This is a genomic window from Bradyrhizobium sp. Mp19, assembly GCF_029952935.1.
Lineage (GTDB): Bacteria > Pseudomonadota > Alphaproteobacteria > Rhizobiales > Xanthobacteraceae > Bradyrhizobium > Bradyrhizobium elkanii.
Genome location: NZ_JASAUT010000002.1, coordinates 144,140 through 167,411 on the forward strand (window position 1 = coordinate 144,140; position 23,272 = coordinate 167,411).

General features: G+C 65.4%; 20 protein-coding genes. 13 read left to right on the plus strand and 7 right to left on the minus strand.

The genetic code is table 11. The features are described from left to right. Positions 1-105: 105 nt before the first annotated feature. The 3 genes from QJT82_RS03420 to QJT82_RS03430 form a co-directional block, all read right to left on the minus strand. Positions 106-2,607 carry a penicillin-binding protein 1A gene (locus QJT82_RS03420; protein WP_028344944.1) on the minus strand — a complete coding sequence of 834 codons (2,502 nt, stop codon included), beginning with the start codon at positions 2,605-2,607 and terminating at the stop codon, positions 106-108. Between the two features lie 237 nt (positions 2,608-2,844). Further along, positions 2,845-4,155 carry an N-acetylmuramoyl-L-alanine amidase gene (locus tag QJT82_RS03425; protein WP_028344943.1) on the minus strand — a complete coding sequence of 437 codons (1,311 nt, stop codon included), beginning with the start codon at positions 4,153-4,155 and terminating at the stop codon, positions 2,845-2,847. A 615-nt stretch (positions 4,156-4,770) separates the two neighbouring features. Beyond that, positions 4,771-5,502 carry a hypothetical protein gene (locus QJT82_RS03430; RefSeq protein WP_276325472.1) on the minus strand — a complete coding sequence of 244 codons (732 nt, stop codon included), beginning with the start codon at positions 5,500-5,502 and terminating at the stop codon, positions 4,771-4,773. 15 nt (positions 5,503-5,517) lie between these two features. On the opposite strand from QJT82_RS03430, the gene QJT82_RS03435 reads away from it, so the two are divergent. Further along, positions 5,518-8,058: a ribonuclease E/G gene (locus QJT82_RS03435; protein WP_276325471.1), complete on the plus strand. Its 2,541-nt coding sequence runs from the start codon at positions 5,518-5,520 to the stop codon at positions 8,056-8,058. 106 nt (positions 8,059-8,164) lie between these two features. Next, positions 8,165-9,397 (plus strand): FAD-binding oxidoreductase, encoded by a 1,233-nt coding sequence (locus QJT82_RS03440; RefSeq protein ID WP_028344941.1) that lies wholly within the window; start codon positions 8,165-8,167, stop codon positions 9,395-9,397. 15 nt (positions 9,398-9,412) lie between these two features. Here the strand turns inward: QJT82_RS03440 and QJT82_RS03445 are convergent, their stop codons facing one another. After that, positions 9,413-10,747 carry a dicarboxylate/amino acid:cation symporter gene (locus QJT82_RS03445; RefSeq protein WP_028344940.1) on the minus strand — a complete coding sequence of 445 codons (1,335 nt, stop codon included), beginning with the start codon at positions 10,745-10,747 and terminating at the stop codon, positions 9,413-9,415. Between the two features lie 211 nt (positions 10,748-10,958). Beyond that, a complete protein-coding gene (locus QJT82_RS03450) occupies positions 10,959-12,146 on the minus strand; it encodes an aminotransferase class I/II-fold pyridoxal phosphate-dependent enzyme (protein ID WP_028344939.1) in 1,188 nt (395 codons plus the stop codon). A 227-nt stretch (positions 12,147-12,373) separates the two neighbouring features. Between QJT82_RS03450 and QJT82_RS03455 the strand changes: the two genes are divergently transcribed. The 11 genes from QJT82_RS03455 (at position 12,374) to QJT82_RS03505 (ending at position 22,592) form a co-directional block, all read left to right on the plus strand. Then, positions 12,374-13,780 carry a M48 family metalloprotease gene (locus QJT82_RS03455; protein WP_028344938.1) on the plus strand — a complete coding sequence of 469 codons (1,407 nt, stop codon included), beginning with the start codon at positions 12,374-12,376 and terminating at the stop codon, positions 13,778-13,780. A gap of 87 nt (positions 13,781-13,867) precedes the next feature. Then, positions 13,868-14,635, plus strand: coding sequence for a DsbA family protein (locus tag QJT82_RS03460; RefSeq protein WP_028344937.1), 768 nt, complete (start codon positions 13,868-13,870; stop codon positions 14,633-14,635). A gap of 41 nt (positions 14,636-14,676) precedes the next feature. Then, on the plus strand, positions 14,677-15,006 hold the full coding sequence (locus QJT82_RS03465; protein WP_080687033.1) for a hypothetical protein: 330 nt from the start codon (positions 14,677-14,679) through the stop codon (positions 15,004-15,006). Between the two features lie 19 nt (positions 15,007-15,025). Then, positions 15,026-15,844, plus strand: coding sequence for a DUF1236 domain-containing protein (locus tag QJT82_RS03470; protein ID WP_028344936.1), 819 nt, complete (start codon positions 15,026-15,028; stop codon positions 15,842-15,844). Between the two features lie 354 nt (positions 15,845-16,198). After that, complete coding sequence (aroQ, locus tag QJT82_RS03475) at positions 16,199-16,672, plus strand: type II 3-dehydroquinate dehydratase (RefSeq protein WP_028344935.1); 474 nt, start codon at positions 16,199-16,201, stop codon at positions 16,670-16,672. A gap of 52 nt (positions 16,673-16,724) precedes the next feature. Beyond that, positions 16,725-17,216 (plus strand): acetyl-CoA carboxylase biotin carboxyl carrier protein, encoded by a 492-nt coding sequence (gene accB / locus QJT82_RS03480; protein WP_028344934.1) that lies wholly within the window; start codon positions 16,725-16,727, stop codon positions 17,214-17,216. Positions 17,217-17,240: 24 nt separating this feature from the next. Next, positions 17,241-18,599 (plus strand): acetyl-CoA carboxylase biotin carboxylase subunit, encoded by a 1,359-nt coding sequence (gene accC / locus QJT82_RS03485; protein ID WP_028344933.1) that lies wholly within the window; start codon positions 17,241-17,243, stop codon positions 18,597-18,599. A gap of 99 nt (positions 18,600-18,698) precedes the next feature. Then, positions 18,699-20,228 carry a CHASE3 domain-containing protein gene (locus QJT82_RS03490; protein WP_028344932.1) on the plus strand — a complete coding sequence of 510 codons (1,530 nt, stop codon included), beginning with the start codon at positions 18,699-18,701 and terminating at the stop codon, positions 20,226-20,228. Next, positions 20,225-20,665, plus strand: coding sequence for a response regulator (locus QJT82_RS03495; RefSeq protein ID WP_016840088.1), 441 nt, complete (start codon positions 20,225-20,227; stop codon positions 20,663-20,665). Before QJT82_RS03490 ends, QJT82_RS03495 begins: the two co-directional genes overlap by 4 nt. Next, the gene (locus tag QJT82_RS03500) at positions 20,662-21,753 is read left to right on the plus strand and encodes a response regulator (protein WP_028344931.1); all 1,092 of its coding nucleotides are present in this window, start codon (positions 20,662-20,664) and stop codon (positions 21,751-21,753) included. Before QJT82_RS03495 ends, QJT82_RS03500 begins: the two co-directional genes overlap by 4 nt. A gap of 203 nt (positions 21,754-21,956) precedes the next feature. After that, a complete protein-coding gene (locus tag QJT82_RS03505) occupies positions 21,957-22,592 on the plus strand; it encodes a hypothetical protein (protein WP_259243730.1) in 636 nt (211 codons plus the stop codon). A 25-nt stretch (positions 22,593-22,617) separates the two neighbouring features. Here QJT82_RS03505 and QJT82_RS03510 read toward each other — a convergent pair whose 3' ends face one another. Both QJT82_RS03510 and QJT82_RS03515 read right to left on the minus strand, forming a co-directional pair. Beyond that, on the minus strand, positions 22,618-22,944 hold the full coding sequence (locus QJT82_RS03510; protein WP_244436036.1) for a BA14K family protein: 327 nt from the start codon (positions 22,942-22,944) through the stop codon (positions 22,618-22,620). 11 nt (positions 22,945-22,955) lie between these two features. Continuing rightward, complete coding sequence (locus QJT82_RS03515; protein ID WP_028344928.1) at positions 22,956-23,264, minus strand: hypothetical protein; 309 nt, start codon at positions 23,262-23,264, stop codon at positions 22,956-22,958. Between the last annotated feature and the right edge of the window lie 8 nt (positions 23,265-23,272).

The window sequence follows — 23,272 nt, forward strand, 5'->3', positions numbered from 1 at the left end:
GTCTTTCAGGTGTTGGCTAAAAAGGTTCCGGGGGATGTAGCGACCGGCGCGGCAAAGCGCAATCGGCTTGGCCGCACTATCCCGGCGATTTGGCCGGATCGGCCGCTAGTAAAGCCCCCCGGTTCCCGGACGCATGAAGAAGCCGCCATCCGGCTGGGCCCCATTCTGCGACGGCTGCGGGCCGGGCGCCGGGCCGCGCCCATCGGCATCGGCGACGCCGATGACCGAATAGTTCTCCGGCGGCGCGGTGCCCGGCTTGAAGGCTTCGAGGATGGTGTTGCCGCCGTCACCGGGACCGGCGCGCATGCCGGTCTTGGCGTCGACGCGGATCAGCTTGATGCCGGCCGGAACCTTGAACGGCGTCGGCGGCTTGTCGGCGAGCGCAAGCTTGAGGAAGTCGCGGGCGATCGGCGCTGCGACGTGGCCGCCGGTGGCGGCGCGGCCGAGATTGCGCGGCTTGTCGTAGCCCATGTAGACGCCGACTGCGAGATCGGGCGAGAAGCCGACGAACCAGACGTCCTTCTCGTCGTTGGTGGTGCCGGTCTTGCCGGCGATCGGCTTGCCGACTTCCTTCACGACGGTCGCGGTGCCGCGCTGGACCACGCCTTCCATCATCTCGGTGATCTGGTAGGCGGTCATCGGATCGAGCACCTGCTCGCGGCGGTCGACGAGCTGCGGCTCCGGCTGGCTCTTCCAGCCCCCGGGCGCGTCGCAGCCGCGGCATTCGCGGGTGTCGTGCTTGAAGATGGTGTGGCCGTAGCGATCCTGGATGCGATCGATCAGCGTCGGCTTCACCCGGCGGCCGCCATTGGCGAACATCGAATAGGCCGTGACCATGCGCATCACGGTCGTTTCGCCGGCACCGAGCGCATACGACAGATAGTTCGGCAATTCGTCATAGACGCCGAAGCGCTTGGCGTATTCGCCGACCAACGGCATGCCGATATCCTGCGCGAGCCGCACCGTCACGGTGTTGAGCGAGCGCTGCAGCGCGTTGCGCAGCGTGGTCGGGCCGTAATATTTGCCGGTCGAATAGTTCTCCGGACGCCACACGCCGGCGCCCTGCCCCTGATCGATCTCGATCGGCGCGTCGATCACGGTGGTCGACGGCGTATAGCCGTTGTCCAGCGCCGACGAGTACACGATCGGCTTGAACGACGAGCCGGGCTGCCGGTAGGCCTGCGTCGCGCGGTTGAACTGGCTCTGGTCGAACGAGAAGCCGCCGACCATCGCGAGCACGCGGCCGGTCCATGGATCCATCGCCACCATGGCCCCGGACACTTCAGGCAATTGCCGCAGGCGATACTGGCCCTCGACCGCGTTGCCTTCCTTGGTCACCAGCGGGTCAGCGTAGATCACGTCACCCGGCTGCAGCACCTGCGAAACCGCGCTCGGCGCCTTGCCCTTGGTCTTGGCCCAGCGCACGCCGTCCATCGTGATGATGCCGGTCTGCCGTTCCTTGCTGACCGCGCCGCCGAGTTCGCGGCCCGGCTGGAAGCCGATCCGCGCCGACTGATCGCTGGTCTCGAGCACGACGGCCATCCGCCACGGCGAGATGTCGGACAGCGATTTCACGTCGGCAAGCTTGACGCCCCAATCACCGGAAATGTCGAGCTTGTGCAGCGCCCCGCGCCAACCCTGCGCCTCGTCGTAATTGACGAGACCCGCGACCATGGTCTTGCGCGCCATCACCTGGATCTTGGGATCGAGCGTGGTGCGAACCGACAGGCCGCCCTCGTAGAGCTTCTTTTCGCCGTAGCGCTCGAAGATGTCGCGGCGGACTTCCTCGGCGAAATATTCGCCGGCGAAGATGTGCGCGCCATTCGAGCGGCTGGTGACGTTGAGCGGGTCCTTGCGCGCCTTGTCGGCGTCGGCCTGCTTGATCCAGCCGTTCTCCAGCAGACGATCGATCACGTAGTTGCGGCGCTCGATCGCGCGGTCGCGGTTGCGCACCGGATGCAGCGCCGCCGGCGCCTTCGGCAGCGCGGCGAGATAGGACGCTTCCGCGATCGTCAGCTCGTTGACCGACTTGTCGAAATAGACCAGCGACGCCGCCGCGATGCCGTAGGCACCGAGGCCGAGATAGATCTCGTTCAGATAGAGCTCGAGGATGCGGTCCTTGGAATAGGCGCGCTCGATGCGCATCGCCAGCAACGCTTCCTTGATCTTGCGGCTGAACGAAACCTCGTTGGTGAGCAGGAAGTTTTTCGCGACCTGCTGGGTGATGGTCGAGGCACCCTGCGGGCGGCGGTTCGAGCCGTAGTTCTGCGCATAAAGGATCGCAGCGCGCGCCATGCCCTGATAGTCGATGCCGCCGTGCTCGTAGAAGTTCTTGTCTTCGGCGGCGAGGAAGGCGTTGATCACGAGCTTCGGCACCGCCTGGATCGGCAGATAGAGCCGGCGCTCCTTGGAGTATTCGCCAAGCAGCGCGCCGTCGGCGGCATGCACGCGGGTCATCACCGGGGGCTCATAGTCCTGCAGCTGCGAGTAGTCGGGCAGATCCTTGGAGAAATGCCAGATGGCGCCAGCGACGGCGGCGACACCGACCAGGAACACGACGGTTCCGGCGGCGAACAAGAAACCCATAAACCGCACGAGCAGGCGCATTATCGACGTTCCGTTCCTACCCTCCGGCGCTCAGTCGTCAGAAGCGCCTGTCCAAAAGTGCGAAAGCCTCACACAACGAAGCTTTGGCCCAGCGAGCCACCTTGCGCACGCGAATATACAAGAGCCGCCGGACAATATGGTCGATTCTGCGGACCTGCGGTCCATTGTCTATACCGTCGCCGCTGTGGCCAAACTAGGGCTTCGGCGCAACGGCCCCGGCTTTTCAGCGGGCCGATTTCACTTTGCCGACCCGGCAGTTGCCAGCCGTTTGGCGAAGAACGTGTCGATCGCCTGGACCATCGAGCCGACCGCCTTGTTCCGCCAGCTTTCCGAGACCAGGTGCTCGAGGTCCCCCTTGTTGGAGACGTAGCCGATCTCGACCAGCACGGACGGCACGTCGGGCGCCTTCAGCACCCGGAAGCCGGCCGATTTGAGTGGATGCTTGTGCATCCGCACGGTGGTCTTCATCTCGTCCATCAGAAGACGGGCGAAGCGATTGGAGAATGTCTTGGTTTCACGCTGCGCGAGGTCGATCAGGATGTCGGCGACCTCGGTCGGCTCGTCGGTCAGGTTCACGCCGGCGATGGCGTCGGCCTTGTTTTCCGCCTCCGCCAGCCGTTCGGCCTCGGCGTCGGAGGCCTTGTCCGACACCGTGTAGATCGTGGCGCCCTGGGCATCGCCCTCGCGACGCGGCAGGGCGTCGGCGTGGATCGAGACGAACAGCGCCGCGGACTGGGAGCGCGCGATCTTCACCCGGTCGTTGAGCGCAATGAAGGTGTCGTCGGACCTCGTCATGACCACCCGATACTTGCCCGACTTCTCGATCCGGTCGCGCAGGGCAAGGCCAAAGCCCAGCACCAGGTTCTTCTCGGTCTGGTCGCCGGATTGCGTGCCGTTGTCGATGCCGCCGTGACCGGGATCGATCACGATCAGCGGGCGCGCGTCGGTGACCGCGACCGGCGGCAGCGCCGCCGAGGTGACGGCCGGAATGGTCGCCGTGGTGGATTCGGAAATCGCCGGTTTCGATTCGGGCCGGCTCACGGGCGCCAGTGACTGCACGAAGCTGGTGCGGTCGACCTCCTCGAAATCCAGCACCAGCCGGGGCGGCTGGCCGTTGGCGGCGTCGAGCACGTAGGAATTGGCGATCTTCACCGGTCCGGTCAGGTCGAACACGATCCGCGAGCCGCCGGGCATCACGAGACCATAGCGGAACGCCTTCACCAGGCCCCGCCCCGCCGAGCCGGTGCCGGCCGCGAGTTGGAAATCGACCTGCGGGATATCGACCACGACGCGGTAAGGGTCGGCCAGCGGGAAGGCGCGAAATTCGATCTTGCGGTCGAGATCGAGGATGAATCGGGTCTGCTTGGCGTCGCCGGCGAGCCTGGCGCCGGATGCGACCGGGAAATTCGGGGCGCTCGCGGCCGGTGTCGGCGGGCCGTTCTGCGGTCCCTCGGCGGCGCTCGGGGCGCCGGCAATGGCAAACACCGATGTTGCGGCGCACAATAGCCCGCATCCCAGAAAAACAAGGTGTTTTGCGCGGTTCGCCACCCGATTCGTAGCCTCCCAGCTGCTTCTTACCGCATTAGAACCACACGGTTAATCGCCCCCTAATGACGCGCCAGCGAAAAGAACCGAGTGTTGCGGCGGCGTGACGCTTCCCTTGCACGCGGCTGTCAATCCACGTATGTACGGGGTGCTGACGGCTAGTACTCCCGGTTGTGTCGCGTTCAGCCTCCCGGTGCAGCGGTGGAACCTTCCCGATCGAAGATCCCGCCGTGTTTTTCCGGTCCCTCCCCAGCCAGCGCCGCGCGCGGCTGACACGGAGTGGCGGATTCAAGCCCGAGCGGCGTCCGGTCCCAGGCACACTCCCTCGCCAGAGGGACGGTTTGAGACATGGCATAACCGATTATCCGGTCCCTTGGGGCCTCGATATGCGATGGCCGGCGGGCGCTTCGGCGCCAGGCGGGGCTTTCAGCAAAAGATACGGCGGTAATTTTCGCCGCCAACATGTTTAGACGGGCCGACGCTTAATGCGCCAGACTGTATTGCCGACCAGGATCCCCCGAATGATCGCGCTGACGCGAGGTGAAAACTTCGCCCGTCGCATCATCCCGGTGAGTTCCCGTCCGGCGCTGCGCCGCGAGATGCGTTTCGGCCTTCCCCTCACCCCCGAATCAGGTGGACCGTCGCGTCACCGGGCGGCGCAGTTTGCGCGCGCCATGATCCGCGCCCGCCGCCGTCAAGAGCTCCAAAATGCCCAACAAGATGTTGATCGATGCCACCCACCCGGAAGAGACCCGGGTCGTTGTGGTCCGTGGCAATCGCGTCGAAGAGTTTGATTTCGAGACCGCCCAGCGCAAACAGCTGCGCGGCAACATTTATCTCGCCAAGGTTACGCGCGTAGAGCCGTCGCTGCAGGCCGCCTTCATCGAGTATGGCGGCAACCGGCACGGCTTCCTGGCCTTCAGCGAAATCCATCCCGACTATTACCAGATCCCGGTCGCCGACCGTCAGGCGCTGATCGAAGCCGACGAGCGCGCCCATCGCGAGGCCGAGGAAGAGCACGAGAACCGCGGCCATCGCCGCCGGTCGCGCCATCGCAATGCCCGTCGCCGCGGCCATGGCGAGCGCGTCCAGAGCGAGGTGATCGAGGGTGCGAACGACACGCAGGCGTTGCCCACCATCGAGGCTCACGAACATCCCGTCGATGCCGAGCATCATGAACATGACGCCGGGCACCACGATCACGGCGTGATCGCCCACGAAGGCCATGAGCATGAGGCGCATGATCATGCGCATCACGAGGACCATGAGCATCACCATGATCATGGCCAGGATGATCATGACCACGACGATCATGGTCACGACGACCACCACGATCATGCGCATGATCACGACCACGCTCCCGAAGTGAGCGAGGCGGCGGCTGCCGACGCCCCGTCCGACCCCGTCGTTGCGGTCGTCGAAGCCTCCGCCGCGTCGGCCGCGCCCGAGACCGTCGAGACGGTCGAGGTCAATCATGAGCCCGAGCGGGTCCATGAGGAGCAGATCGAGGAAAACGCCGCGCATGCCGACGACGCGCCGCATGTGGCTTCCGACGAGGTTCACGCCGCCGCCGATGAGCACGCGGTCGCCGAATACGGCGCGCTCGCCGAGGTGGTCGCGCCCGAGACCGGGCCTGGCGACGAGGCCGGCGAAGATGACGAAGAGGATGACGGCGAGGAAGGCGAGGAAGAGGACGTCGTCGAATCGGTCGGCGGCGACGACGTGCTCGAGGAGGTTCCGGAGCGCCCGTTCCGTCCGCGCCGCCAGTACAAGATCCAGGAAGTGATCAAGCGCCGGCAGGTGATGCTGGTGCAGGTCGTCAAGGAAGAGCGCGGCAACAAGGGCGCCGCGCTGACCACCTATCTGTCGCTCGCCGGCCGCTACGCCGTGCTGATGCCCAACACCGCGCGCGGCGGCGGCATCAGCCGCAAGATCACCTCCGCCCAGGATCGTTCGCGGCTCAAGGAAGTGGTGCAGGATCTCGACGTGCCCGAGGGCATGGGGATCATCCTGCGCACCGCCGGCGCCTCCCGCAGCAAGCCGGAAATCAAGCGCGACTTCGAATATCTGATCCGGATGTGGGAAACGGTGCGCGACCTGACGCTGAAGTCGCAGGCGCCGACGCTGGTCTACGAGGAAGGCTCACTGATCAAGCGCTCGCTGCGCGACCTCTACAACAAGGAGATCGACGAGATCCAGGTGGCGGGCGAAGCCGGCTACCGTGAAGCGCGCGACTTCATGAAGATGCTGATGCCGGCCAATGTGCGCGCGGTGAAGCAGTATCGCGACGGCCAGCCGCTGTTCTCGCGCATGGGCGTCGAAAGCCAGCTCGACGCGATGTTCTCGCCGACCGTGCAGCTGCGCTCCGGCGGCTACATCGTGATCAACCAGACCGAGGCGCTGGTCTCGATCGACGTCAACTCCGGCCGCGCCACGCGCGAGCACCATATCGAGGACACCGCGCTCAAGACCAATCTGGAAGCGGCGGAAGAAGTCGCGCGCCAATTGCGCCTGCGTGACCTCGCCGGCCTGATCGTCATCGACTTCATCGACATGGACGAGAAGCGCAACAACCGCGCGGTCGAGCGCAAGCTGTCCGACTGCCTGCGCCAGGACCGTGCGCGGATCCAGGTCGGCCGCATCTCGCATTTCGGCCTCTTGGAAATGTCGCGCCAGCGCATCCGCGCCAGCGTGCTCGAAAGCTCGACGGAGCCCTGCCCGCAATGCGGCGGAAGCGGTCACGTCCGCTCGGTCTCGTCGGTGGCGCTGCAGCTCTTGCGCGGCATCGAGGAAATCCTGATGAAGGGCGCGACCCACAATCTGGTGGTCCGCACCCGTACCGACGTCGCGCTCTACGTGCTCAACCACAAGCGCGGCCATCTGCGCGATCTCGAAGACTCCTTCCGGGTTTCGCTGTCGATCGTCGCGGACGCCACAGTGCACGGCCAGCAGTCCTACATCATCGACCGCGGCGAGCAGGTGCATACGCTCGAAGCCGCCAAGGCGCTGCTCGCTGCGCAGGCTGCCGCTGCGCCGGCCCAGGCCGAAGAGGCCGATGACGAGGAAGAACTGTTCGAATACGAAGCCGAGATCGAGACCGATGAGACCGAGGGCCTCGCCGACGAGCGGGCGGCCGGTGATGAATCAGGCTCCGCCGAGGGCGAAGGCGACGGTCAGCGCCGCAAGCGGCGCCGCCGGCGTCGCGGCCGCGGCGGCAGCGAGGCGCGTGAAGGCGCCCAGCAGCCGCGCGAGGACGGCGATCTCATGCATGTCCTGCCCGAAGGCACCGAGGCGGTTGCCGCCGCCGATGCCGAAGGCGATGAGGACGAAGGCGACGAGCAGCAGGGCGCAGCGCGCGACGACCAGGCCGGCAATGGCGATCGCCGTCCGCGGCGCCGCGGACGTCGCGGCGGCCGCCGCCGGCGCGGCAGCGGCGGACCGGACGACGGTCTCGCTGGATCGATCTCCGATGAGTTGAGCCCGGCGGCGACGTCGGAGGCCTCCGACGCAGTCGCCGATTTCGATAGCCATGATGCGGAGTCGGCTCCCGCGCTGGCGCAGCCCGAGCTGGTCGCCGAGCCGTCGGAGTGGCGGCCGACCGAGGCCGCGCCTGTTGAGCCTGTCGAGCCGGTCGCGGCACCCGAGCCCGAAACTGCCGCGGCGACTGCCGGCGAGGACACGGCGGCCGAAGGCGACCGTGCGCAGCGCCGCCGCTCGACGGTGCGCGAAAAGGTCAACTTCGCGTCGAGCCCACTGCCCGAGGCATCAGCGGCGTTGGTTCAGAGCCCGGCGGAGGAAGCTGCCCCTGAGCCGGCCGCGGCTGCTCCAGAGCCAGCACCGGCCGGTGCGGCCGAGGCTCCGGCCCGCAAGGGCTGGTGGTCACGCCGCTTCGGCGGCGGCAACTAGCACCACCTGTAAGTCAAAACGCCCGGTTCACGCCGGGCGTTTTTATTGAACAGGCAATCCGTTCGTCAGACGCCGGCGTAACGGAGCCTGACGGAGACGGATCCCAATGCAAAGCGCGATCGTTCTTGGCGGCGGCATGGTGGGCGTCAGCACGGCGCTGCATCTGCAGCGTCGCGGCTGGTCGGTGACGCTCGTCGACCGCAAGGAACCCGGCCGGGAGACCAGCTACGGCAATGCCGGCATCATTCAGAGCGAGGCGGTGCGGCCCTACCCGATGCCGCGCGATCCCGCCACGCTCGCCAGGATCGCGATGGGGCGCACCAACGACGTGCGCTATCGCCTGGCGTCGCTGCCGCAGCACGCCGGTCCGCTGCTGCGCTACTGGTGGAACTCGACGCCCGAGCGGCACCGCGAAGCCACCCTCGCCTGGGCGCGCCTGATCGCCTACGCCACCGCCGAGCACGACACGCTGATCCGCGACGCCCATGCCGACAATCTGATCCGCCGCGCCGGCTATCGCCTGCTGCATCGCGACCCGGCCGCTCTCGAACAGGCGATCGCCGTCGCCGAAGAGAACCAGCGCGACTTCGGCGTGACGTTTCGCGTGCTCGATGGCCGCGAACTCGCCAAGGCGGAGCCGCTGCTGCGCGACGACCTGCCCGGCGCCATCCACTGGCTTGGGCCCTGGACCGTGTCGGATCCCGGCGGGCTTGTTTCCGCCTATGCCGGATTGTTCGAGCGTCTCGGCGGCACGCTGCTGCGCGGCGATGCGCAGACGCTGACGGAGACGACGTCCGGCTGGTCGGTCGACACCAGTGGCGGCCGGATCGATGCCGCCCACGTCGTGGTCACGCTCGGGCCGTGGTCACCGCAATTGCTGCGCAAGTTCGGCTACCGGATCCCGCTGGTGCGCAAGCGCGGCTACCACATGCACTACCAGGGCGGCCGCTCGCTCGACCTGCCGCTGGTCGACACCGCAAATGGCTATGCGATGGCGCCGATGGCCAAGGGCATCCGCATCACCACCGGCGCGGAGCTGACCAGTCCCGACGCACCGGCGACGCCGATCCAGCTCGGCTACGCCGAAGCGGCCGCACGCGAGCTGATCGAGATCGGCAGCCGCGTCGAGCCCGAGCCGTGGTTCGGCACCCGCCCCTGCACGACCGACATGCTGCCGGTGCTCGGGCCGGTGCCGCGCCATCGCGGACTGTGGGTCAATTTCGGTCACGGCCATCAGGGCTTCACGCTCGGCCCCGCGACCGCGCGGGTGCTGGCCGAAACGATGAACGGCGAGGCATCCGCGGTGGACACCTCCCCGTATCGGCTGGACCGGTTCTGAGACGTCGAAGCAGACTTAGTCCGTCGTCAACGCGGTCTCCATGTCGGTCGGGTCGACCTGTTTGGCGAGATTGGCGTTGAGCTTGTCGCGGTCGAGCTCGCCCTCCCACCAGGCGACGATCACGCAGGCGACGCCGTTGCCGCACAGATTGGTCAGCGCGCGGCACTCGCTCATGAACTTGTCGATGCCGAGCACGATCGCCATGCCCGGCACCAGCCGCGGATCGACCACCGCAAGCGTCGCCGCCAAGGTGATGAAGCCGGCACCGGTAATGCCGGAGGCGCCCTTCGAGGTCAGCATCGCCACGATCAGGATCGTGATCTGCTGGCTGAAGGTGAGATCGAAGCCCAGCGCCTGCGCGATGAACAGGGTCGCCAGCGTCATGTAGATATTGGTGCCGTCGAGGTTGAACGAATAGCCCGTGGGCACCACGAGGCCGACCACGGATTTCGAGCAGCCGAGCCGTTCGAGCTTCTCCATCAATGACGGCAGCGCGCTCTCGGAGGACGAGGTGCCGAGCACGATCAGGAGCTCGTCCTTGATGTAGGCCAGGAACTTGAAGATCGAGAATCCCGCGATCCGCGCGATGATGCCGAGCACCACGAACACGAACAGCGCGGCGGTCAGATAGAACGTCGCGATCAGCCCCATCAGGTTGAGGATCGCGCCGGTGCCGAACTTGCCGATGGTGAAGGCCATCGCGCCGAACGCGCCGATCGGCGCCGCCCGCATCACGATCGAGATGACGCCGAACACCGCATGCGCGGCGTCGTCGATGAACGAGCGGATGGTGTGGCCGCGCTCGCCGAGGCCCATGATCGCGAAGCCGAACAGCACCGAGAACAGCAGCACCTGCAGGATCTCGCCCTGCGCGAATGCGCCGACCACGGTGTCGGGAATGATGTGCAGCACGAAGTCGACGCTCTTCTGCGCCTCCGCCTGCTTGGCGTAGCCCGCGACCGCCTGCGCATTCGCCGCCGCGTTGCCGAAGCCGGCGCCGGGCCTGACCAGATTGCCGACGAGCAATCCGATCACCAGCGCGAAGGTCGAGACGACCTCGAAATACACCAGCGCCTTGACGCCGATGCGGCCGACCTTCTTGGCATCTTGAATATGGGCGATGCCCGACACCACGGTGCAGAAGATGATCGGCGCGATCACCATCTTGATCAGCTTGATGAAGCCGTCGCCGAGCGCCTTGATCCACTCGTTGGTGGCAAGGCTGGGCCACAACCAGCCGACCAATGCGCCGAGCACGATCGCGATCAGGACCTGGACATAGAGAACTTTGTACCACGGCTTGCTGCCGGCGCTCGCCGGTGCAGTCGTGGCAACGGTTGTCGTCGCCATGTGTCACTCCCCCTCAGAAATGGCGGAAATAGCCAAGATCAACTTGGCCGTTCAAGTCAAATGGAACTGTGTGGGCCCTGCCGCTTATCCGCGATGATCCGCCCGCCACAGCGCCGGTGAAACCACGACGCTGCGCTGCGAAACCGATCCGAAAGGCAAAGCGAACTCCGGACGGCTCTTGAAGGCTCTTAAAGCGCTTGGAGTTCGCGGGCTATTTAAGCCAATGCGCGATCCGTGCAACTGCTTCCTGCATCTCCGCGGCCGAGCGTGCATAGGAAAAACGGATGAAGGCGCGGCCGTGGATCGGATCGAAATCGACGCCGGGGGTCGCCGCGACATGCGCCTTCTCGAGCATCTCGCTGGCGAAGGCGAAGCTGTCGGAGGTGAAGTCGGAGACGTCGGCATAGAGGTAGAACGCGCCGTCAGCGGGGAGGAATTTGGTCAGGCCGGCCTTCGGCAGCCCTTCGATCAGGATGCGGCGGTTCTCCTGATAGCCGCGCTTGATCGCCTCCATCTCCTCACGGCCTTCGAACGCCGCTTCGGCCGCGATCTGCGACAGGGTCGGCACCGAGATCGACAGGTTCTGCTGCAGCCGCTCGATCGGCCGCACCAGCACGTCGGGCACCACCATCCAGCCGACACGCCAGCCGGTCATGCAGAAGTACTTCGAGAACGAGTTGATCACGAGCGCGTTCGGCGACAGCTCGGCGGCCGTCACCGCAGGGAACGCGTAGTCGAGGCCATGATAGATCTCGTCGGAGATGAAGCGGATGCCCGCACTGTCGGCGGCCGCCATCAGGGTCGACAGCGCCTCGCGCGACATCATGGTGCCGGTCGGGTTGGCGGGGCTGCCGACCAGCACGCCCTTCAGCGGCGCCTTGCGATGGGCGGCGAGCAGCGCCTCGCCGGTCAGGGCATGGCGGGTGTCACCGGAGGTCTCGATCAGCACCGGCTCGCAGCCCAGCGCGGTCAGGATATGCCGGTACGGCGGATAGCCCGGCACGGTGACGGCGACCCGGTCGCCCGGCTCGAACATCGCAAGAAACGCCAGGATGAACCCACCCGACGAGCCGGTGGTGACGATGATGCGCTCCGCGTCGACCGCGCAACCATACGTGTCGCGATAGTGCCGGGCGATGCGCGCGCGCAGCGAGGGAATGCCGAGCGCCGAGGTGTAGTCGATCCGCCCCTCCGCAAGCGCGGCCTGCGCGGCCGCGATCGCCGGCTTCGGCGCGCCTGCGGCAGGCTGTCCCACCTCCATATGGATGACATGGCCGCCGGCGGCTTCGATTCGCGCCGCGGCCGCCATCACGTCCATCACCATGAACGGCGGAACATCGCTCCGTCCGGACGCTGTCAACAGGCTGCTTACACGGTCTCTCGGTGTCGCTTCACGCATGGATTTCTGCTATTGCACGGCCGCTGCCGAATTCGGGTTCCCGTTACCGGCTGCCGCCCCAGACTGGCCGCATTCGGTGGCTCCTTATAACGCTTTCAGGCCAAGTGAATACCCGGTTCGCGTGAAGAAGAACTGCAAAAACAACAGACTGCGCCACGCGCCAAATCCGGTCGGGCCCGGACCACGGACGTGTGCCGGCGCGGCCAGTCATCGCCGATAGATCGCCCATGCTGTTCCGCCTCGCGCGTCGCACCAGGACCTTCAAGCTGACCGCGTTCATGACTGCGGTTGCGCTCGCGGTCGGGCCCCTCGTCCCTGCGCGAGCCCAGCAAAAAGGCCCGCCGGTGCTGCGCGACACCGAGTCCGAGCAGCTGCTGCGCGAATACACAAGGCCGATCCTGCGCGCCGCCGGTCTGGAGAAGCAGAACATCCAGATCGTGATCATCAACGACGGCTCGTTCAACGCCTTCGTCGCCGACGGCCGGCGCATCTTCGTCAATTACGGCGCGCTGCTGCAATCGGAGACGCCGAACCAGATCATCGGCGTGCTGGCGCACGAGACCGGCCACCTCGCCGGCGGCCATCTCGCCAAGATGCGCGAGCAGCTCGCGCAGGCCCAGACCCAGATGATCATCGCGATGCTGCTCGGCGTCGGCGCGCTTGCCGCGGGTGCGGGCGGCCGCGGTGGCGGAAACGGTCTCTCCAGCGCCGGCGCCGCGGCGATCTCGGCGCCGCAAGCGGTCATTCAGCGCACGCTGTTGTCCTATCAGCGCCAGCAGGAAGAGAACGCCGACCGCGCCGGCGTCAAGTTCCTGAACGCGACCGGACAGTCGGCCCGCGGCATGTACGAGACGTTCAAGCGCTTCACCGACGAGAGCCTGTTTGCCTCGCGCGGGGCCGACCCCTATTTGCAGTCGCACCCGATGCCGGTCGATCGCGTCTCCGCGCTGCAGGAACTGGCGCGCTCCAGCCCCTATTGGGACAAGAAGGACGATCCGGCGCTGCAGCTGCGCCACGACATGATGCGCGCCAAGATCTCGGGCTTCATGGAGCGGCAGGACACCGTCTACCGCCGCTATCCGCTGTCCAACACCAGCCTGCCGGCGCGCTATGCACGCGCGATCACGACCTATCTGCACGGCGATCTGCGCTCGGCGATCGCGCAGATCGACGGCTTGATCCAGGTGCAGCCCAACAATCCCTATTTCTATGAATTGCGCGGCCAGGCGCTGCTCGAAGGCGGCCGGCCCGCCGAAGCCATCGCGCCGCTGCGCCGCGCGGTGCAGCTCTCCAGCAATTCGCCCTTGATCGAGATGCTGCTCGGCCAAGCGCTGGTCGCCTCCGACAACAAGGCCTACACCGACGAGGCGATCAACATGCTGCGCGCCGCGGTGGCGCGCGAGCCGGAGGCACCGCTCGGCTATACCCAGCTCGCGATGGCCTATGGCCGCAAGGGCGACTATGCCCAGGCCGACCTCGCCTCCGCGCAGGCCGCCTATCTCCGCGGCGACACCAAGACCGCCCGCGACCTTGCGTCACGCGCCAAGACGCGGTTCGCGATCGGCACGCCCGGCTGGGTCAAAGCTGACGACATTGTGAGCGCCAAGCCCATGCCGGGTCAGAAAAACAACTAGAAATAAACCGTAGTTCCATACAACGATCACCGAAACCGGCTCACGGCCACGCCGCTTTTTTGAGCCACCGCGAACAAGGATTTTGTCATGCCAGCGCTTCGTTTTCTTGCCCCCGCCCTGCTCGCGCTCGGCGTTTGCGCCGCGCCGCTTTCGGCGTCCGCGCAGAGCTTCACCGACACCCAGCGCGGCGACATCGAAACCATCGTGCGCAACTATCTGATCGCGCATCCGGAGGTGCTCGAGGAGGCGATGAACGAGCTGAGCAAGCGGCAGGCCGCTGCCGAAGCCGAGAAGCACGAGCAGAGCGTCGCCAAGAACGCCGACACCATCTTCAATTCGCCGCGCGGCGTCATGCTCGGCAACAAGGACGGCGACGTCACCTTCGTCGAGTTCTTCGATTACAATTGCGGCTACTGCAAGCGCGCGATGTCCGACATGCTCGACCTGATGAAGGCGGATCCGAAGCTCAAGGTCGTGCTGAAGGAATTCCCGGTGCTGAGCCAGGGCTCGGTCGAGGCCGCCCAGGTCGCGGTCGCCGTGCGCATGCAGGATCCGACCGGCAAGAAGTATCTCGATTTCCACCAGAAGCTGCTCGGCGGCCGCGGCGCCGCCGACAAGGCACGCGCGCTGGCGGTCGCCAAGGAAGTTGGTCTCGACATGGCGAAACTCGAGAAGGATATGGCGAGCCCCGAAGTGAAGGCGACCATCGAGGAGAACTTCCGCCTCGCCGAATCCATGGGCATGAACGGCACACCGAGCTACGTGATCGGCAAGCAGGTTGTGATCGGCGCCGTCGGCGTCGACAATCTCAAGGAAAAGATCGGCATTGCCCGCTGCGGCAAGGCGACCTGCTGATCGCCGCTCCGACAGCTCATCGCGTACAAAATCCGGCTGCCATGCAGCCGGATTTTTTATTGCCGTCGCCGAACCGATTCCGCGCGGGTCGCAACCGGGGGCCGTCGCCAACAACGGAAGTCGCGGGACGCCGAAATACAGCGCGGCCTAATCTCGAGATCGAAGTGCATTTCGGCGGCTTCAATTTCGGCGGCGGCAACGGCCAGCTCGATCTTGCGAGCATGGGGTTCGACTGGGCCTGCGCGGCTGAAGCAGCCGCGCATTCATCTCGCGCGTTCATCGCGCATTCACCTAAAGAACAAACCGCAAGGAACCGCAAATCAACAGGAACATCGCACATGCTCTCCCGTTGTCGGCGCGGGCAATGCTGAAAAACGAGGAGGAATTACGATGTCTAACCGCTTTCTGATTTCGGTCGCCGCAGCCGCTTTGATCGCCGGCACCGGTTTCGCGAACGCACAGGGCGCCGGCGGCGCCAACAGGGAAACCGGGGCTGGTGGTGGTGCGACCACGCAGCAGTCTGCACCGTCCGGTGGCGCGTCATCGGGCACCATGCAGCATGACAAGAGCGGCATGAAGGGTTCCGAGCATTCGACGACGGGTGAGTCAAGCACCAAGGGGGCTGAGTCCGAGAAGTCCGGCACGGCCACCAAGGGTGCGCAGGACAGTACCCAAAAGTCGAAGGGCATGAGCTCGGAGAACGATGCGGCCAAGGGCTCCAAGGAGGGCTCGAAGGACATGAAGGCCGAGGGTCGCGACAAGAGCGGCAACATGAAAGCCGAGGAGCGTGACAAGAGTGGCAAGATGAACGCCGAGAGCCGCGACAAGAGCGGTAGCGGTGCCACGACCAACCAGAACGCTCAGACCAAGAGCCCGTCCGACACCAACCGCGCGCAGACCAACGACACGAGCCGCACGCAGACGACGACCGGTAACGCGGCAACGTCGGCGACCGCGGCTCCGCCGGCCGAGAAGCGCACCCAGATCACGACCGCGATCAAGTCGGAGCACGTCACCGAAGCCACCAACGTGAACTTCAACGTGGCGGTCGGCACCCGCGTTCCGGCTGACATTCACTTCTACCCGGTGCCGGAGCGCGTCGTGACGATCTACCCGCAGTGGCGCGGCTATCAGTTCATCCTGGTCAAGGGCCGCTACGTGATCGTGCAGCCTGAGACCCATGAGATCGTCTACATCATCGAGGGCTAAACCGGCCTCGGTGCGAGGGCGCCAAGACGGACCCTCGAAAGACGGGCCCTCGCCTTCATCTCGACCCCGCCCCCTTTCGGGGCGGGGTCTTGCTTTCGGCCGCAACCCGCATCACGCCAGTGGATGGCGGGCCGGAGCGCCCGCCGAAGGCAGCTTCCGCAAGATTTGGTTAATCAGCATTTTCCGTAGGTTAGGGCAGCCATCTAACAGGGCGGAGGAAGTTGTTGAAGACGTTCCGATTTCACCTAAAGACTTCCCCTTCGGCCGGTTGTTACCTATAACCCGGCCCACTCCACCCCTTGTCGGACCCCCCGTCGGAACCTTTGGCCGGAACCCTTGGCAGGAAACTCTGGAATGGCTGCTGCCGGAACGATCTATGTGCTGAACGGCCCGAACCTCAATCTGCTGGGGACGCGCGAGCCGGAGACCTACGGCCATGCCACCCTCGCCGATGTCGAGAAGCTGTGTGCGGACACCGCGCGCCAGTTCGGGTTGACCGCCGACTGCCGGCAGTCCAACCGCGAGGGTGAGTTGATCGACTTCATCCATGAGGCCCACGCCAAGAAGGCGGCCGGCATCATCATCAACGCCGGTGGCTACTCTCATACCTCGATCGCGCTGCATGACGCACTGGTTGCGGTCAAGATTCCCGCGGTCGAAGTTCATGTCAGCAACATCCACGCCCGCGAAAGCTTCCGGCACCACTCGTTCACTGCTAAAGCCGCCTTCGCTTCACTTTGCGGCTTCGGCATCGACGGCTACCGGCTTGCCATCATCGGCCTCGCCACCAGGATCGGCGTCAAGATCGACGCCAAGCCAAAGACTTAATCGTCAATCCTGACGTTCCCCGTCACCAGACAGAGATTTTGGATCACAGAGCATGGCGCGCCAGCCAGACGACAAATCAGCCGCAAAAAAGAACGACTCCAAGAGCGACGACAGCGTCCTCATTCGCGAGCTCGCGCTGTTGCTCGCGGAAACCAATCTGACCGAGATCGAGATCGAGCGCGCCGGCCTGCGTGTCCGTGTCGCGCGCAACATCAGCATCGCGGCGTCGGTGCCCACCGTGGCAAGTGTTGCCGCACCGTCCGCAATGGCTGTCCCGGTAGCTACGGCTGCGACCGATCTCGCCAAGCACCCGGGCGCCGTGCCCTCGCCGATGGTCGGCACCGCCTATTGGGCGCCCGAGCCGGGCGCCAAGCCGTTCATTGAAATCGGCACCAAGGTCTCCGCCGGCCAGACGCTTCTGATCATCGAGGCGATGAAGACGATGAACCAGATCCCGTCGCCGCGCGCGGGCACCGTGACGCAGATTCTCGTCGAGGACGGCCAGCCGGTCGAATTCGGCGAGCCGCTCGTCATCATTGAATAGCTTCCGTCAACACCAGGCGCTGCGATGTTCGACAAGATCCTCATAGCCAATCGCGGCGAGATCGCGCTTCGCGTGCTGCGCGCCTGCAAGGAGCTCGGCATCTCGACCGTCGCCGTGCATTCCACCGCCGACGCCGACGCCATGCATGTGCGGCTCGCCGACGAGAGCGTGTGCATCGGCCCGCCGCCGTCGAAGGATTCCTATCTCAACGTGCCGGCGCTGCTCGCGGCCTGCGAGATCACCGGCGCCGACGCGGTGCATCCCGGCTACGGCTTCCTGTCCGAGAACGCGCGCTTCGCCGAGATCCTCGCCGACCACAATCTGGGCTTCATCGGACCGAAGGCCGAGCACATCCGCCTGATGGGCGACAAGATCGAAGCCAAGAAGACCGCAAAGCGCCTCGGCATTCCCGTGGTGCCCGGCTCGGACGGCGCGGTGACCTCGGAGGCCGACGCGCTCGCGATCGGCAGGGACATCGGATTCCCGGTGCTGGTGAAGGCGGCGGCCGGCGGCGGTGGCCGCGGCATGAAGGTCGCCCATACCGAGGCTGACCTCGCGCTCGCGCTCTCGACCGCGGCCAACGAGGCCAAATCGGCATTCGGCGACGCCTCGGTCTACCTGGAAAAATACCTGCAGAAGCCGCGCCACATCGAGATCCAGATTCTCGGCGACGGCCGCGGCGGCGCCATCCATCTCGGTGAGCGCGACTGCTCGCTGCAGCGCCGTCACCAGAAGGTCTGGGAGGAAGGCCCCTCGCCCGTGCTCGCGGCGGCGGCGCGCGCCAGGATCGGCGAGACCTGCGCCAAGGCGATGCGGGACATGAAATATCTCGGCGTTGGCACCATCGAATTCCTCTACGAGGACGGCGAGTTCTATTTCATCGAAATGAACACGCGCATCCAGGTCGAGCATCCCGTCACCGAAAGCATCACCGATATCGATCTCGTGCTGGAGCAGATCCGGATCGCCGCCGGCGGCGACCTTCCGGCCAAGCAGGACGACATCGCGATCATCGGCCACGCCATCGAGTGCCGCATCAATGCGGAGAACCCGCAGACCTTCCGTCCCTCGCCCGGACGGATCACGCAATTCCATCCGCCTGGCGGCCTCGGCGTGCGGATCGATTCCGCCGTCTATCAGGGCTATGTGATCCCGCCCTATTACGACTCGCTGGTCGGCAAGCTGATCGTGCACGGCAAGACCCGCGGCGAATGCCTGATGCGGCTGCGCCGGGCGCTGGACGAGATGGTGGTCGACGGGATCGAGACGACGCTGCCGCTGTTCCGCGCGCTGGTGCGCGAGCCCGACATCATCGAGGGCGACTACCACATTCACTGGCTGGAGCAGTACCTCGCCGGTCAGCCGTCCGACGCCGCAAAATAGTTCGGAACTCCGTGGAACCCGGCCCTTCCTCAAACGTACTATAGGGTTATTGGCTTTCCACGGGGACGCGTTGAATCCCACTCCCACAGCGAGATCGTCGTGACGCTCGTTTCACGACGCCGGTCGACGCTACAGATCCTGCTGCTGTCGGCGGGATTTTTCGTGCTGGTCGCGGTCAGTGTGGCGTCGGTCGTGCTGGTCAACAAGGCGCGCGAAGACAACGCCTGGGTGATCCACACCGTCGAGACCGAGAGCCAGGTTGCCAACCTGCTGCTCGACATCAGGCGCGCCGAAAGCGCGACCAGGGCGTATCTGCTGACATCAGCACCACAATACCTGTCCGAGTACCAGGCCGCTGCAGCGGGACTCCCGGCCGCGCTCGGTCATCTCCAGATGATGACCGTCGATAATCCGGCGCAGGTCGCCAATGCCGCGAAGCTCAAGGCCGCGGTCGAGCAGCGCCTCGCCGAGTTCGCCCTCAGCATCGAGCGCGTCAAGAACAACGACGCGGCGACCAGCATCGACATCTTGCGCAAGGGCACGTCGACCGATGCGTTGGAGGCGATCGCCCGGATCGGCCGCGACATGCGCGCCGAGGAAGATCGGCTGCTGGCGGTACGCAGCGCGACTGCGGACAGGACCCAGGTGCTGGCCTCCTCCGTCACCATCGCCGGCTCCTGCATGGTGCTGGCGCTCGCCGCTCTCTCGGTGGTGCTGCTGCGGCGATCGTCGCGGGCGCGCGACGACGCCGAGGCGAGGCTGCGCGACAGCAACCTCAATCTCGAGACCATCGTCGACGAACGCACCTCCGACCTGCGCGAGGCCAACGAGGAAATCCAGCGCTTCGCCTATATCGTCAGCCACGATCTGCGCTCGCCGCTGGTGAACATCATGGGCTTCACCAGCGAGCTCGAGGAACTGCGCGGCGACATCTTCAAGCGGATCGCCACGCTCAATCGCGCCGCGTCGCTGGCGCCTGCGATGCCGGAAGACGCGACCGATGTGGCCGAGCCCGAGCTCGAAGGCTCCGACAAGCAGCTATCCGACGATTTCAACGAATCGCTCGGTTTCATCAAATCGTCGATCGCCAAGATGGACCGCCTGATCAGCGCGATCCTCAATCTGACCCGCGAGGGCCGCCGCGAGTTCAAGCCCGAACGCGTCGATCTGCGCGAGCTGATCGACGGCATCGTCAAGACGGTGGCTCACCAGGCCGTCGAGGCCAATGCGACCGTCGAGGTTGGCGCGTTGCCCAATATCGTCAGCGACCGCCTCGCGCTGGAGCAGATCTTCTCCAATCTGATCGACAACGCACTCAAGTACCTCAGGAACGGCGTTCCCGGCGAGATTTCGATCGAAGGCCGCACCAAGCTCGGCTTCGCGATCTTCGAGATCACCGACAACGGCCGCGGCATCGATCCGAAGGACCATCAGCGCATCTTCGATTTGTTCCGTCGCGCCGGAACCCAGGACAAACCCGGTCAGGGCATCGGGCTTGCCCATGTCCGCGCACTTGTGCGCAGACTGGGCGGCACCATGTCGGTAGCATCGGAACTTCACAACGGCAGCACCTTCACGATCACGCTGCCTATCAATTGGTCAGGCAAGAATCGGGACAAAGTGACATGAGTGATCCAGTCACCATCATCATGATCGAGGACGACGAGGGCCATGCCCGCCTGATTGAGCGGAATATCCGGCGCTCAGGTGTCAACAATGAGATCATCCCGTTCACCAACGGTACAGAGGCCGTCAACTACCTGTTCGGCAAGGATGGCAGCGCCGTCGAGCGCAAGGGCCAGGCCCTGCTGATCCTGCTCGATCTCAATCTGCCCGACATGACCGGCATCGATATTCTGAAGCGGGTCAAGGAGAACAAGTATCTCAAGTCGACGCCGGTGGTCGTGCTGACCACGACCGACGACTCCCAGGAGATCAAGCGTTGCTACGAGCTCGGTTGCAACGTCTACATCACCAAGCCGGTGAACTACGAAAGCTTTGCCAACGCCATTCGCCAGCTTGGCCTGTTCTTTTCCGTGATTCAGGTGCCGCCGGCTGCCTTATGACCAACGCAACGCCGACACTGCTCTATATCGACGACGACGCGGCGTTGGCGCGCCTGGTCGAACGCGGGCTGACGCGCGCGGGCTACAAGGTCGTGCACGCCGCAAGCGGCCAGGAAGGCCTCGACCGGCTCGCCCAGGGCGGCATCGACGTCGTCGCGCTCGATCAGTACATGCCCGGCCTCGACGGGCTGGAGACGCTGGAGCAGATCCTCAAGATACCGGACGCTCCGCCGGTGGTGTTCGTCACGGCGTCGCAGGATTCGGCGATCGCCGTCACCGCGCTGAAGGCCGGCGCGGCGGACTATCTGGTCAAGGACGTCAGGGGCGAGTTCATCCCTCTGCTCCAGGTCGCGGTGAACGGCGCGATCCGGCAGGCCGCGCTCCAGAAGGCGCGCGACGAAGCCGAGGCCGAGGTGCACGCCTCGCGCGACCGCTATGCCGCGCTCGCCGCGGAGCGTGAGGTTCTGCTCCGCGAGGTCAATCATCGCGTCGGCAATTCGCTGCAGATCATCGCCTCACTGCTGCATCTGCAGGCCAACTCCGCGGCCCAGCAGGATGTGAAGGCAGCGCTGACCAACGCGATGGGGCGCGTCGCGGCCGTCGCGCAGGTGCACCGCCGCCTCTACACCTCGCACGACTTCAAGACGGTGATGCTCAACCAGTATCTCGAGGCGCTGCTCGAGGATCTCCGGCGATCGGCCGAAGGCAACAAGATGTCGCGGCTGACCTTGAAGGCCGACCCGATCGAGATCGATCCCGACCGCGCGGTCGCGATCGGCATCATCGTGAACGAGCTGGTGATGAACGCCGTGAAGTACGCCTATCCCGACGGCGCCGGCCCGATCCATGTCGAGCTGAAGCCGCAGGGCGACGATCTGCAGCTCGCGATCGGCGACGACGGGGTCGGCTTTTCCGACAAGGCCGATCCGCGTGGCACCGGCATGGGCCAGCGCATCGTCAGCGCGATGGCCGCCAAGCTCGATGCCAGCGTCGAGCGCGACCCCGGCCACAAGGGCACCCGCTTCGTGGTGCGGTTCGCCCGCGTCAGCCCCCCGCTCGACAAATCGGCAAGCGCCGCCGCCAGCTAATGCCGCAAATTTCGGCAAATTCGATTGATTTGTCTGGTTCGCTTTAACGGCTACGTCATGCTGTTATTGGATCGCGGCCGGCCACGCCTGACCGGTTAAGAAAGTTCTGGGCGTCCTTTGCGATGCTTGTGCCGACTGCTTGGCAGGAGCGGCACGCGATGTTCGGGCGCAGGCCAGTTTTTGGAAAGAAGCAAGAGACGACCTTGGGCGAGCTCAAGGAGACCGTGCGTCCGGCGCCGGGCGCCGACGCCGCGACGCCCGCTTTTCACAAGCAGCAGTGGGATCACCCACTGATCGGGTCGATGCTGCGCGATGCGGGCTTCGCGCCTGATGACGAAGCCGGCATCGTGCCGACGGCCGACAATCGCCTCGCCGTGTTCGCTGCGGCCAGCAAGCGATTGCAGGATCGTACCGAGACCTTCAACCGCGACATGACTGCGCGCCACGGCCACTGCCACGCGGTGCCGTTCCTGGTCATCGACCAGAAGATCTGGGATGGACCGCATGGCGCGTTTCTCTACGCGCAGATGGGGCTGATCGGCTACGACGAGTGGAACGTGATCATGCTGGCGGGAGACCCGCAGACCACCGTGTCATGCGGCCTGGAAAGCCATCCCGGCTTCCTTCCATCCGTGACGCAAGTCATGACCGAGCATGTGATCGCGTGGAAGGCGCGGCACAACGCGCTGCTCGAGACGTACGGGATCACCGCGACCGGTGGCCGGGAAATCTCGCATGAACAATACGAGATGGAAAAGGACACCCTGCGCAACGAAATCATCGACAAGGCCGGCTGGATGAAGCCGCGCATCATCGACGAGCTCTTGCGCAAGGCCTAGAGGCATCAAGCCTCTCCGAAGCGCCTCACTCGTGCCTGCCGCGGTGGCGGCGTGCGCGCTGCGGACGGCAATCCTGACACGGTGCGCCAAACACAACCTGCGACGGATAGGGCCGCGCGGAATGCCACGGCGTCGAGCCGAACAGGCCGGCCGCACCGAAACCTGCGCTGAAGGGATCGGCGGCGAAATTGCCGGGGAAATAGCCGTTGCTTCGAAAATCGCGATCGTCGTCCCTGCCGTCGAAATACGCGCCGCCGGTGCTGCCGTAGCGCAACGGCCGCTGCTGGGCCGACGCCGCGGCTACGCTCAGCGCGATGGCAGCGCACGCGATCAGTCCTCTCATGGCGATCATGGCCGAAACCCTCATTGCGGAATGGTGCCCCAATCGCCCTTCCAGGCGATCAGGCGTCCCTTGCCGAATTGCAGATAGAGCCCGTCGCTGCGCCTCGACAGCACGCTGCCCCTGACATTGGGCAGCGCGACGAACAATTCATTGCCCGGCCTGCCGCGCACATAATTGAGGGGAACGCCGAGCGACTGGCTGGCCTGGTTGGCGCTCATGCCGAAGGCGAGCGGAACGCTGTTGGGCGGCCGCTGCTGCGCGCGGGACGCGCCGGTCAATGCGCCAAGCCCGATGACGAGGGCAACGAGGAGTGTCGCGAAACGCTGCATGGCTGACC

What these genes read in the sequence shown, in the direction of transcription:
- aroQ (WP_028344935.1), top strand. Translation starts at nt 16,199, where the DNA reads ATGGCTGCTGCCGGAACGATCTATGTGCTGAACGGCCCGAACCTCAAT.
- QJT82_RS03440 (WP_028344941.1), top strand. Translation starts at nt 8,165, where the DNA reads ATGCAAAGCGCGATCGTTCTTGGCGGCGGCATGGTGGGCGTCAGCACG.
- QJT82_RS03445 (WP_028344940.1), bottom strand. Translation starts at nt 10,747, where the DNA reads ATGGCGACGACAACCGTTGCCACGACTGCACCGGCGAGCGCCGGCAGC.
- QJT82_RS03495 (WP_016840088.1), top strand. Translation starts at nt 20,225, where the DNA reads ATGAGTGATCCAGTCACCATCATCATGATCGAGGACGACGAGGGCCAT.
- QJT82_RS03460 (WP_028344937.1), top strand. Translation starts at nt 13,868, where the DNA reads ATGCCAGCGCTTCGTTTTCTTGCCCCCGCCCTGCTCGCGCTCGGCGTT.
- QJT82_RS03450 (WP_028344939.1), bottom strand. Translation starts at nt 12,146, where the DNA reads ATGCGTGAAGCGACACCGAGAGACCGTGTAAGCAGCCTGTTGACAGCG.
- QJT82_RS03515 (WP_028344928.1), bottom strand. Translation starts at nt 23,264, where the DNA reads ATGCAGCGTTTCGCGACACTCCTCGTTGCCCTCGTCATCGGGCTTGGC.
- QJT82_RS03500 (WP_028344931.1), top strand. Translation starts at nt 20,662, where the DNA reads ATGACCAACGCAACGCCGACACTGCTCTATATCGACGACGACGCGGCG.
- QJT82_RS03510 (WP_244436036.1), bottom strand. Translation starts at nt 22,944, where the DNA reads ATGATCGCCATGAGAGGACTGATCGCGTGCGCTGCCATCGCGCTGAGC.
- QJT82_RS03455 (WP_028344938.1), top strand. Translation starts at nt 12,374, where the DNA reads ATGCTGTTCCGCCTCGCGCGTCGCACCAGGACCTTCAAGCTGACCGCG.
- QJT82_RS03470 (WP_028344936.1), top strand. Translation starts at nt 15,026, where the DNA reads ATGTCTAACCGCTTTCTGATTTCGGTCGCCGCAGCCGCTTTGATCGCC.
- accB (WP_028344934.1), top strand. Translation starts at nt 16,725, where the DNA reads ATGGCGCGCCAGCCAGACGACAAATCAGCCGCAAAAAAGAACGACTCC.
- QJT82_RS03465 (WP_080687033.1), top strand. Translation starts at nt 14,677, where the DNA reads ATGCAGCCGGATTTTTTATTGCCGTCGCCGAACCGATTCCGCGCGGGT.
- QJT82_RS03420 (WP_028344944.1), bottom strand. Translation starts at nt 2,607, where the DNA reads ATGCGCCTGCTCGTGCGGTTTATGGGTTTCTTGTTCGCCGCCGGAACC.
- accC (WP_028344933.1), top strand. Translation starts at nt 17,241, where the DNA reads ATGTTCGACAAGATCCTCATAGCCAATCGCGGCGAGATCGCGCTTCGC.